Raw genomic sequence first — 12,039 nt, 5'->3', positions numbered from 1 at the left:
GAATATGCACTTTGTAAAAACTAATTTTTCTTTTATATTTGTATCAGATATATTAGAGTCAAACATTTCAATTTTACAATTATTAAATTCTATATTTTTAAAATCATTTATATTTAAAAATCCAAATTTACAATTTTGAAATTTTATATTGTGTTTTTCTAAAATATCTTGTAAATCTTTATTGTTTATAGTGTCTATTTGACATATTTCTTTTACAATATGTGTTTGTTCAATACCATTAATTCCAATTAAATCACACTCGCTAACTTTATCGTTACCAAAAATTTCTTTTAGTTTTTCATTGGCTAAATTAAATGTATCTAATGTTTCCGATGATGATGTCAAGCAAGTTCTCTTAAAAATAATTTGTGCAATAAATTTAAAAACGTATCATGTTTGAACTTAATCATTGTCTAAACACTCTCTTAAAAATTCTATCTACATTTTTGGTGTAGTAGTTGTAGTCAAAGCACTCTTTGATCTCATCTTTGCTAAGGCTCTTAGTTAGGTCCTCGTCGTTTAGCAAATTTTGTAAAAATAGGCTGTGACCTTGCTCGTCGATCGCTTTTTTGCCCTCTTGCAAGTCCGCCCAGACCTTCATGGCGTTGCGCTGAACGATCTTGTAGGCGTCCTCTCTAGAAATCCCACGCTGCGGTAGCTGTAAAAGCACACGCTGTGAAAAGACTAATCCGCCTGTTAAATTTAAATTTTTCATCATATTTTCTGGATAGACAACCAAATTTGCTATCAAATTTTTGATACGAACCAGCATAAAATCAGCCGTGATAAACATATCTGGCAGGATAAATCTCTCAACTGAGCTGTGGCTGATGTCGCGCTCGTGCCAAAGTGCGACGTTTTCAAGAGAAGGCGTGACGTATGAGCGTAGCACCCTGCAAAGACCGGTGATGTTTTCGCTAAGGACTGGGTTGCGTTTGTGTGGCATCGCGCTTGAGCCCTTTTGTCCTGGGCTAAAGTACTCCTCGGCCTCATAAACTTCGGTCCTTTGGTAGTGCCTAATGGCAACTGCGATCTTCTCACAAGTAGAGGCCAAGATAGCGATAGCGCTCACCACGTGGGCGTAGCGGTCGCGCTGGATCACTTGATTTGACGCTGGAGCAGCTTTTAGACCTAGCTCCTCGCATGTTAGCTCTTCAAATTCCATCGGAGCGTGGGCTAAATTTCCCATAGCGCCTGAAAGCTTGCCGTAGCTGATCGTATCTTTTGCGTCTTTGATGAGCTTTAGCGCCCTTGCTATCTCGTCATACCAGATGGCAAGCACAAGGCCAAAAGTTATCGGCTCGCCGTGGATGCCGTGGCTTCTGCCGACCATGAGCGTATGCTTGTGCTCGTTCGCTCTGTCTTTGACCGCCTGCATGAACTCCTCTACATCGCTGATGATGAGCTCTAGGCTCTCTTTCATCTGAAGTGCGACGGCTGTGTCGATGCAGTCGCTTGAGGTCATGCCGTAGTGCACGAACCTGCTCTCCTCGCCAAGGCTCTCGCTGACGCTTGTTAAAAATGCGATGACATCGTGCTTTGTCGTCTTTTCTATCTCGTCGATGCGAGCCACTTCAAATTTAGCGTTTTTGCAAATTTTCTCGCAGTCGCTGTCGCTTATGAAGCCAAGTTTATTCCAAGCTTTAACGGCAGCTTTTTCTACCTTGAGCCAAGCATCGTATTTTGCTTGTATGCTCCACTTTTCAGCCATCTCTTTGCGTGAGTATCTTTCGACCATTGTTGAACCTTTTGTGTTAGTTTGCTTTTGTCCTGAAAGTATAAATTTGGCTTTTTGAGCCAGAAATCACGTCGTGCAATTTCTCTAAATTTAAGTTTTGATTATATAAAATCCGGGCTGAAATGTCGGTTATACGCTTATAAATTTGGGCTTAAGATAGCTCACTCGTTTTTCAAAGGATCATTATTGCCCTATGTAAATAAATTTATCATTACTGCAGATCACCAAAAAGCTTATGAAATTTTGCTGAAAAATGGCTTTAACATGAGCCAAACCCAGCGTCTCATCGACAAAGGCAGGCTGATCTGTGGCGGCAGTGTCGTGAGCGAGAAAAATGCCATTTTGTGTGGCGATGTCTTTTTGATCGACTATGAGGCCAAGCCAAAGGGACTAAAGCCGATCTTTGAGTGCGAGAGCTTTGCGGTATTTGACAAGCCAAGTGGGGTGCTGAGCCACCCAAATGGTAGGCACTGCGACTACTCACTAAACGATGAAATTTACACATTTTTTGGGCGAGATGCGAGCGTAGCACATAGGCTAGACTTTGAAACAAGTGGCGTGATAGTCGTGGGAAAAGATAGAAATTCTACGATAAAACTAAAGAAAATCTTTGAAAATAGAGAGGTTTCTAAAAGCTACGTCGCGATGGTGCAGGGCAAGATCGAGCGAGAATTTACGATCGATGCCAAGATGGATCTGGCAAACAACTACGACGATGTGAAAATGCGAATGCAAATTTGTGAAAATGGCAAGAGCGCGGTGACTAAAATTTTGCCGATCAGATATTTTGACGATATCGATACGACTTTAGTTCGGGCTATCCCACTCACTGGTAGGCAGCATCAAATTCGGTTGCATTTGTTTCATGTGAAACACAAGATCCTTGGCGAACCACTTTATGGTTTGTCGCGTCCGCAGATCGAGAAAATTTTAGATAAAGAGATGAGCGAGCGTGAACGGATAAATTTAACTGGAGCAAAAAGACTCTTGCTTAACTCGGATGAAATTTCATTTAAATTTGATGAAATTTTTTATAAGATAAAAAGCAAATTTGACGCCGAAAGTGAGTTTTATAAATTTGCAAAAGAAGCAAATAATTAAAATATTTAAATTTTAAAAAGTCTTTCTAGTAAAAATAATCTATAAAATTTTTCATAATTTTGCTTTTAAATTTGAAATAGAATTTCTGTTAAAAGATAGAATTAAATTTTGGCAATCAACTTTGTGTTTTTGTTTTTCACACAAAATTTCATGCCAAATTTTTCAGATTTTATTTTGAAGTTTTATTTTCATCTTTTAAAACTTTAATGATAAGTCCAAGCCCAATGCCAGCAACTATTACTATAAAAATGATCTCAGCGATATCAAGAGCTGTCATTTTTTACTCACGTTAGTTTTATCGTTAGTTGGTTTTTCTTCTGTTTTAGCTGCACTATTACCGCTAACGTTAGCTCTGAATTTAGAATTTTCATTTCGCTGTTTTAGCTGGCCACAAGCAGCACTTATATCAAGCCCTTTGCTCTGTCTGATCGTGCAAGTAACACCATGATCCCTTAGATATTCTTGAAATTTTAGCATGCTAGCAAGCTCAGGCCGTCCAAATTCACTCCCCTCATGCGGGTTAAAATAGATCAAATTTACCTTTGCCTTGATACCATGCAGCAGTTTAACCAGCTTTTTCGCATCACTAACGCTGTCGTTTAGGTCCTTTATAACAAGATATTCAAACATCACACGCTTTCGCATATCGATAGGAAATCCCCTAACAGCGTCCATAACAGCCTCGATATTATACGCCTTATTTATCGGCATCAGGCGGCTTCTAAGCTCGTTAGTAACAGCATGTAGTGATATGGCCAGCAAGACACCAAGATCCATCTCACCAAGCTTTTTTATCTGACTGCCAAGGCCGCTAGTCGAAACGGTTTGACGGCGTGGAGATATGGCTAGACCCTCATTAAGAGCTAAAATTTTGATCGCTTTACTAACATTAGCAAGGTTATCAAGTGGCTCACCCATACCCATATAAACGACATTTATGCGCCTCTCGTATGGTATGTTATTCTCTCTTTTTATCCACAAAATTTGTCCTACGATCTCACCAGCAGTCAAATTTCTAACAAGCCCACCCTTTGCTGTTAGGCAAAAAGCACAGCCCATTTTGCAGCCAATCTGCGAACTAACACAAACAGTATAACGAGCATGGCGACTAATCTTACCATCTTCGTCACTAATCTCCTCTTTCATCGGTAGCAAAACGCTCTCTATCCTTAGCCCATCTTTTAGCTCAAAAAGATACTTGATCGAGCCGTCGCTACTTTGCTCAAATTTCACACATTTTAGAGGATCAAGATAAAATTTCTCAGCCAAGTCCTGGCGCATATCTTTTGGCAAATTTAGCATTTGGCTAAATTCTGTCGCATTTTTTTTGTATACCCACTCATAAATTTGCGTCGCTCTAAAAGAGGGAGAGACTAGCTCTTTTAACTCTTCGATGCTAAGATCAAGCAAATTTTTCACATATTTTCCTTTACATATTTTGTTAGTAGCTCTTTAGCCGTAGAGTGATTTTTTATAAAATCAGCATGCGCATTTTCATCACAAAAATTTGTCGCTATAAAAATTCCGTGAGCTGGAATTTTAAAAATTTGAGCCACTTTTAGAACAGAAAAAAACTCCATATTTTCTAAAAAATATCCCTTTTCAAACATTTTATGAGCTAAATTTTTGTCTGTCGTTATGAAATTTGATGAATTTGTTTTGATAGTTCCACGTGAAACTATAGAAGAAATTTCACACTCGATAGGCGAGTAAGATCTATTTTCTATGCTAGAAATTTCAACATTTGCCCCAACCGAGCTTTCATAAATTTGCAAAATTTCACCATCTTTATAAAGGCCAGCTGAGCCAATAAAAACTATCTTTTCTGGCATCTGATATAAATTTCGCTCTGGATTTTTTGACAAATTTTGGCTTAGATTTTGCAGCTCTGGGTTTGATGAGTTTGCAAATTTAGCCTCGATCTTTGCAAGGTAATGAGGATCGATATTTTTTAAATTTATACTCTTTTCATCCACCCCAACACACGATCTTTTTTGCAAAAACTTTGTCAAATTTATCGCCATATCGACTAGCCCCACCCCCATCGGCAAGGCAAAGTCAAAAATTTCATTTTTCCCAGCTGAGATAACTAACATCAAAGCCTAACCTCAACGCCATTTGCCTTGAGATACTCTTTTAGCTTTTTTATCTCGATCTCGCCAAAATGAAATATCGAAGCAGCAAGACACGCATCAGCCCCGGCTTCAAAAGCATCCTTAAAATGCTCCATCTTTCCAGCGCCACCACTTGCGATGGTCGGTATAGAAAGCGCACTAAAGATCTTTGTCAGCTCCAGACTAAAGCCCTGCTTGACGCCGTCGTTGTCCATAGACGTTAGCAATATCTCCCCTGCTCCACGCGACTCAACCTCTTTTGCCCAAGAAAAGGCATCTTTTTTGGTATCGATCCTACCGCCATTTATAAAAACACTATAACCATTTTCGATCTTTTTGGCATCGATCGCCACAACGACACATTGCGAGCCAAATTTCTTAGCCGCTTCGTCGATCAAATTTGGATCTTTTATCGCCGATGAGTTTAGGCTCACCTTGTCGCAGCCCGCATTTAAAAGGCGCGATATATCATCGATCGTGCGTATGCCACCGCCAACGGTTAAGGGTATAAAAAGCTTACTTGCGACCTTTTTTACCACATCAACTATCGTATCACGACCAAGGTGAGAGGCTGTGATATCCAAAAAGCAAAGCTCATCAGCGCCCTCGTCGTTGTATCTTTTAGCTATCTCGACTGGGTCTCCAGCATCGACAAGTCCAACAAAATTTACACCTTTTACGACCCTGCCATCTTTTACGTCGAGGCATGGGATTATGCGTTTTGCAAAATGATTCAAATTTATCCTTTGTCTATCTTTCTAGCCGCCACTTCAAAATATGGCAAACTAGCCCAATTTTCTCGGTTTCCAACTATATAAATAACCTCTTTTGCTCTTGTTAGCGCCACGTTTAGCAGATTTGGCTTGCTAGCAGCCCATGCTCTAGCACCCTTTGTAGCTCCCCCTAACACAAATACAATAATGTCAGCTTCTTTGCCCTGCATCGTGTGGATAGTCCCAGCACCTTTTAAATTTCTACAAACATCTTTAAATGGCGTTATTATCCTGATGTTATAATTTTGGCTAGCTAGCTCGCCTGCTAAGAGCTCTTTAACCACCTCGCCTTCGGTTTTGTTATAGTTGCCTATCCACTCCTCACTTCTAACATCTATCCATTTTGTTTGCACGTTAGTGTTTGTAAATTTACTAGCCGCGCTTCTGCCAAGTATCATCATATCGTCGTATGTAGTCTCGTTTGATATCTCAAACATAGGGTTAGCGCACCTTCTATGCACGATCAGTGGCGAGCCAACCCAGATACTTTCGCCACTACCTTTTATATATGTGCCGATATTCTGCGCTTTGTCGGCTCTTAGTTGCACAGAGGACTTAAGCAAGTTAAACTCCTCTTTTGCCTCGCAGTAGCTAAGTATCGCGCTATTTAAACTAACAGGTAGTGTTATGATAGGCTCAAGCTGGAGTGGATCGCCTACTACCACAGCCATCTTTGAGCGAAGCAAAGCACCTAACGCGTTAGTTAAATTTGCCTGCCCTGCTTCATCTATCAAAAGCATGCCTATATCGCCATTTAAAAGGTCTTTAAAGGTGTTATTAAACGAAGCAAAAGTCGAGCTAACAACAGGCGTTAGCAAGAAGAGCCCCTTGATGATCTCACGTCTATGCTTTGCCTCTAAGCCGTTTTTCTCAGCCATCTTTTCATCGTTAAAGATAACGCTAAGGGCGCGTAAATTTGTCCTAACAGCCTCTTTGCACGCAAATATCGCTGCCTTATGCAAATTCAGCGCCTCTTTAAAAAGCTCTATCCTAGCCTTAAAAAGCTTTGTCTTGCGAAATTTCTCATCTATGCCACGCTCCATCATAAATGGCATACTCTTTTGCATCTCTTCGTTGCTCTCGCTAAAGCTGCCGTTTAGATAGCTATCTAGCTCCTCGCTCCTGCCAAGTATCTTTTGGCGTCTAGCAAAGTCGCCTTGCAGCCTTTTGTAGAGATTTATCTTAGTGCCAAGCTCTGCAGCCCTGCTCTCAAGCCCTGCTATCCCGTCTTTTAGCTCATTTAGCCTTGCTTCGTTTTTCTCTTTGCTCTCGCCATTTTGCTTGCTAGCTTTTAAATTCTGCTCAGCTATCTGGCGATTTATCTCGCCAACTTTTAGTGCCTCGTCGTTATACTTTTCAAAGGCCTCTGTCTTAAAAATCTGCTGAAAGAGAAAAAATGGCGGCTTTTCTGGTGTACTTAAATACTCCTGCAACGCTTCATTTTGACTAACAACTCTTGTTAGCTCGCTAAATTCAGCTTTTTTATCTTCAAGCTCGCCGCTAACGCTAGCAAACTCGCTCTCAAGTGGAGATAAAAGCTCCTCTATCTGCTTGGCTGAGTTATAGCTCTCTAGCCTTCTATCGATGTCAGCTAGCTCTGTTTTAAGGCTCTTTAGCTCCTCTTCTTTGATCCTGATCTCACTAAAAAGTAAATTTACCTCGTGAAGTGCGAGGTTAAATTTCTCCTTTGCCTCGTCAAAGTCATCTACGCCTTCGCCCACTGCCAGATATTTGCCAAGCCCCATCAAAAAGCCATCTTGCTCCAAAAACTCGCCGTATTCGCTTGCGATCTTGTCAAACTGGCTGTGAGTAGCCTCGATCTTTACGCCATTAATTGCGTTAAAAACAAAATTTGACTTGTTTTGCTTTGAGCCAAGCGCCACGCAAAATAGCCCCCAAGCTGGCTTTGAGATAAAGGACTTCTCGCCAAATTCGCTCTTTTCATCAGCCGAGAGCAGCCTTGTGGCTATAAATTTAAAATAATCAATCTCGCCCTTATAATCCCCTATGCTCTTTAACTGGCTTAGCTCCTTGCTCAAAATCTCAACCGCGCCATTGTTGCAAGAGCTAACGACCATCTCGTAGCCCTGCAGCTCGTCATTTAGCCTAAAATAAAGCGCCTTTTCGTCGCTGTCATAAACTGGCTCAAAGATATCGTGTCTGCTCATTTGCGCGAGCTTCATCGCCCTAAGCGTCACCACTTCAGCCATCACGTCCTTTAAAAGTGTTGTTTTGCCCGTACCTGGAGCGCCATTTACGCTATAAATCCCACCGTTACCTTCTTTAAATTTCTCTATGATGTTATTTAGCGCCATTTGCTGTGAGAAATTTAGTGCAAAATCACTTGCAAAAGCCGATCTTGGGTAGCGCTCAGCCTTAAAAAAGTCCCTCACAGCCCTTTGATTTAGCTCATCTCTAACGTCAAGCCTCTCAAATTTATTCTCACTGCCCTCGTCTAAAAACTGATCCGTCAGCTCGTGCGTCCTACCTGACTCATAAAATTTGATAAGTAAATTTATATCATCTATAAAAAAGCTATTTAAAAGGGCGTCGTTCTCTTTAAAATTTGGATCAGCGATCCTTACTTCAAGCCTGATCACATCTTTGCAAAATGGCGTCTTTAGCGAGTTTTTTAACTCCTCATGGACTGCTTTTACATAGTCGCTAAGCCTCATTTTCTCTTTGTGGATAGAAATTTTATCCTTGATGTGCTCGCACTCTTTGTTAAAGTCGTTTTGGCTGATCTCTTTTAGGTGGTTTAGTCGCACCATCGCCCAAGGAGCCGTTGGGATAAAGAGTTCATTTGATGAGTTTGGCGTGAAAAATGGGCTTAGCTCATCATCTAAATTTGCATCTTTTAAGGCAAAATTTTGCTCATTTTTGCAAAAAACTAGATCGCCAGAGAGCTTAAGCTTATAGCAAAATGCCTTTTCAAAGCTCGTTTGCTCAGAGCGTAGCTCATCTAAAATTTGCTCTTTTTCAAATTTCACCTTTGCTAGCTTTGATATCGCAAGGGCGAGCAAGTCAGTCTCAAAAATGCCGCCATAAATCGAAATTTCTACACCATTTTTTAAAAGCGACCTATCAAATGCTCTTAAAATTTGCATAAATTTCTCATCAAAATTTGCGATCTCAAGGTCCATTGATTTTTTAAATTTGCTATTTGTCTTTTTTGGCTCGTCTAAGGTTTTTGGCTCTAAATATTGTGATAATAAAAAGTATTTTAAGGTATTTGCCCTACTCAAATTTGTGCCTTATTTTGTTGTTATTTAGTGATTATAGTCCATTTTATATATGATTAAACTAAACTTGTAATCATTGTATAAGTAATTTTTGGCTAATATCGCGGCTATGATAAAGGCAAAAAAGCACTTTGGACAGAATTTTTTACAAGACAAAGCAACACTAGATAAGATCATCCAAGCGATACCCAAGGACGTAGCAAACGTCGTTGAGATTGGGCCTGGCTTAGGTGATTTGACATTTAGACTTTTGCAAATTTATAAGACAACCTCTTTTGAGATAGATTGTGAGCTGTTTCAAATTTTAAAGGTCAAATTTGCAAATGAGATCCAAAATGGACAATTAAAACTTTTTTGTAAAGATGCTTTAGAGCAGTGGCAAGAAGAGGGCGGACTAAGTAGCGAAAACTACTTTTTGGTCGCAAATTTGCCCTATTACGTTGCTACGAAGATGATACTAAATGCGATAGATGATGAAAAATGCCTTGGACTTATTGTGATGATACAAAAAGAGGTTGCTCTTAAATTTAGTGCAAAGAGCAGGGATAAAGAATTTAGCGCTTTATCGATCCTCGCTTCACTTCAAGGCAGGTGTGAGCTTTTGTTTGACGTGGATGCAAAGCTTTTTAATCCACCTCCAAAGGTCACATCCTCAGTCATCAAACTACAAAAAACAAAAAAGATTTTTGGCAAAGACGGGATTTTCAAAGATGCAAAACAATACGAGGCTTTTAAAGCATTTTTAAGAGCTGCGTTTGTTTCGCCAAGAAAGACGCTTTTAAAAAATTTATCCACAAATTTTGACAAAAAGGCGTTAGAAGAAATTTTTGAAGACCTAGGATTAGCTCAAAATTTACGTCCACACGAACTAGATGTCGATTCTTATCTAAAAGTATTTGAAAGATTAAAGGAAGATAATGAACGACAAAAACGAAGAAAAAGTTGTAACTAACCAAAGTAAAAACAACAAAAGACGAAGATTTAGACCAAAAAATAAGCCAAAACAAGAGGGCGAAACTACCGAGCAAACCTCACTAGCAAGCAAAAGCGTGATAGATAACTTCTTTGCAGCAGAGCAAGCTGAAAATGAAGCGCATGCTGAGCAAAAAAGTCAAAATCCTCGCCCAAAAAAGCAAAGAAACAATAAAAATCAAAACAAAAATGGCGAAAATAAGCCAAAAGAGCAAAAACAGCAAAAAGAAAAGCCAAAACAAGAGCCAAAAGCTGAAGTTAAAAACGAGACAAAAGAGCAAAAAGAGAAGCCCAAAAAGGCTAAAAAACCAAAGAAAAATTTACCTGCAAAGCTAAATGGCAACGAGCAGTGGCAGCAAGACATCGCAAGCGCGATGGAGGCAAACAAAGCCACTCACGAGCTAAGACTTGAGCCACTAAAATATCTAAACTCAAGCGAGCATAAAATTCGCATAACTCCACTTGGCGGTCTTGGCGAGATCGGCGGCAATATGACGGTCTTTGAAACTGAAACTAGCGCCATCATCGTTGATATCGGCATGAGCTTTCCAAGCGAGAGCATGCACGGCGTGGATATCCTCATCCCAGACTTCGACTATGTTCGCAAGATAAAAGATAAGATAAAAGGCGTCATCATCACCCACGCACACGAGGATCACATCGGCGCAGTGCCTTATTTTTACAAAGAGTTTAAATTTCCTATCTACGCCACACCGCTTCCACTTGGCATGATAAATAATAAATTTGAAGAACATGGTCTAAAACAAGAGCGCTCACTCTTTCGCTCAGTCGAAAAGAGAAAACCATATCTTATAGGCGACTTTGAGGTCGAGTGGATACACATCACGCACTCTATCATCGACGCTTCGGCACTTGCGATCACGACAAAGGCTGGCACGATCATCCACACAGGCGACTTTAAGATCGATCACACGCCGATAGATGGCTACCCAACAGACCTTGGCAGACTAGCGTATTATGGTGAGCGTGGCGTGCTTTGTCTATTAAGCGATAGCACAAACAGCTACAAAGAGGGCTTTACGAAGAGCGAAAGTAGTGTTGGCAAGACCTTTGACGCGATATTTTCAAAGGCAAAAGGCCGCGTCATAATGAGCACATTTAGCTCAAACATCCACCGCGTCTATCAAGCGATCGAATGGGGTCTAAAATACAACCGCAAAGTCTGTGTCATCGGCAGATCAATGGAGAGAAATTTATACACTGCTATGGAGCTTGGCTACATCAAGCTTGATAAGAAAATTTTTATCGACGCAAACGAAGTTGGTAAATTTAAAGATGACGAGGTACTTATCGTCACTACTGGCTCTCAGGGCGAGACTATGAGTGCGCTTTACCGCATGGCGACAGATGAGCACAAATATATAAAGATAAAGCCGACCGATCAGATCATAATCAGCTCAAAAGCGATCCCAGGCAACGAAAACAGCGTCTCAACGGTGCTAAATTTCTTACTAAAATCAGGCGCGAGCGTCGCTTACCAAGACTTTAGCGAGATCCACGTCAGCGGTCACGCAGCGCAAGAAGAGCAAAAGCTGATGCTTCGCCTCATAAAACCAAAATTTTTCTTGCCAGTGCATGGCGAGTACAACCACATAGCAAAGCACAAAGAGACGGCCATTAGCTGTGGTGTGGATGAGAGAAATATCTATCTAATGAGCGACGGCGATCAGATGGAGGTTTGTCAAAAGTACCTAAAACGTGTAAAAACGGTAAAAACTGGCAAAGTATTCATAGATAATCAAATAAATAAACAAATCGCAGACGACGTCGTCATCGACAGACAAAACCTCGCCGAAGCAGGCGTCGTCATGATAATCGCTCAAATTTCACGTCACGGTGCAAAACTCATCAACAAGCCTCGCGTCATCAGCTACGGCCTTGTGGGCGACAAGCAAGACGCCGAGTTTAGAAAAGAGATGGAGGGCGTTTTGGAGCAGTATCTAAGCAACGTCAAAGAGGAGCTTTTGAAAGATAGCAGACTACTCGAGTCACAAGTGCGCCAAGTGATCAGAAAGCACATATTTAGAAAGGTCAAAAAGTACCCAACTATCGTGCCGATCATCTATCTAATGTAAGGA

At 40.6% G+C, this 12,039-nt stretch carries 9 protein-coding genes; 3 read left to right on the top strand and 6 right to left on the bottom strand.

Annotated features, from left to right (window positions below; genetic code table 11):
* Together G6W41_RS07030 and purB are read right to left on the bottom strand one after the other, a co-directional pair.
* On the bottom strand, positions 1–345 hold a 345-nt coding region (locus G6W41_RS07030; RefSeq protein WP_194171037.1), incomplete at its 3' end, for a hypothetical protein.
* Positions 346–406: 61 nt separating this feature from the next.
* On the bottom strand, positions 407–1,738 hold the full coding sequence (gene purB, locus G6W41_RS07025; RefSeq protein ID WP_194171036.1) for an adenylosuccinate lyase: 1,332 nt from the start codon (positions 1,736–1,738) through the stop codon (positions 407–409).
* A gap of 186 nt (positions 1,739–1,924) precedes the next feature.
* Here purB and G6W41_RS07020 point away from each other — a divergent pair, with 186 nt between their 5' ends.
* Positions 1,925–2,839 carry a pseudouridine synthase family protein gene (locus tag G6W41_RS07020; protein WP_194171035.1) on the top strand — a complete coding sequence of 305 codons (915 nt, stop codon included), beginning with the start codon at positions 1,925–1,927 and terminating at the stop codon, positions 2,837–2,839.
* Between the two features lie 273 nt (positions 2,840–3,112).
* On the opposite strand, the gene rlmN is transcribed toward G6W41_RS07020, so the two are convergent.
* From rlmN to G6W41_RS07000, 4 genes are read right to left on the bottom strand one after another with little or no spacing between them, the layout of a single operon-like run.
* Positions 3,113–4,258 (bottom strand): 23S rRNA (adenine(2503)-C(2))-methyltransferase RlmN, encoded by a 1,146-nt coding sequence (gene rlmN / locus G6W41_RS07015; protein ID WP_194171034.1) that lies wholly within the window; start codon positions 4,256–4,258, stop codon positions 3,113–3,115.
* A complete protein-coding gene (locus G6W41_RS07010; RefSeq protein WP_194171041.1) occupies positions 4,255–4,935 on the bottom strand; it encodes a purine-nucleoside phosphorylase in 681 nt (226 codons plus the stop codon). The genes rlmN and G6W41_RS07010 overlap by 4 nt, the downstream gene beginning before the upstream one ends.
* Positions 4,935–5,690 carry an imidazole glycerol phosphate synthase subunit HisF gene (hisF, locus tag G6W41_RS07005; protein WP_103568645.1) on the bottom strand — a complete coding sequence of 252 codons (756 nt, stop codon included), beginning with the start codon at positions 5,688–5,690 and terminating at the stop codon, positions 4,935–4,937. The genes G6W41_RS07010 and hisF overlap by 1 nt, the downstream gene beginning before the upstream one ends.
* A 2-nt stretch (positions 5,691–5,692) precedes the next feature.
* Positions 5,693–8,971: a DEAD/DEAH box helicase gene (locus tag G6W41_RS07000; protein WP_194171033.1), complete on the bottom strand. Its 3,279-nt coding sequence runs from the start codon at positions 8,969–8,971 to the stop codon at positions 5,693–5,695.
* Between the two features lie 106 nt (positions 8,972–9,077).
* Between G6W41_RS07000 and rsmA the strand changes: the two genes are divergently transcribed.
* Entirely contained in the window at positions 9,078–9,920 is an 843-nt protein-coding gene (gene rsmA / locus G6W41_RS06995) for a 16S rRNA (adenine(1518)-N(6)/adenine(1519)-N(6))-dimethyltransferase RsmA (protein WP_194171040.1), read from the top strand.
* Positions 9,886–12,036 carry a ribonuclease J gene (locus G6W41_RS06990; RefSeq protein WP_180999411.1) on the top strand — a complete coding sequence of 717 codons (2,151 nt, stop codon included), beginning with the start codon at positions 9,886–9,888 and terminating at the stop codon, positions 12,034–12,036. Before rsmA ends, G6W41_RS06990 begins: the two co-directional genes overlap by 35 nt.
* Positions 12,037–12,039 lie beyond the last annotated feature (3 nt).

Origin of the sequence: Campylobacter concisus, from assembly GCF_015230035.1 — a bacterium.
Lineage (GTDB): Bacteria > Campylobacterota > Campylobacteria > Campylobacterales > Campylobacteraceae > Campylobacter_A > Campylobacter_A concisus_BK.
This window is presented reverse-complemented; position numbering and strand designations above follow the sequence as displayed.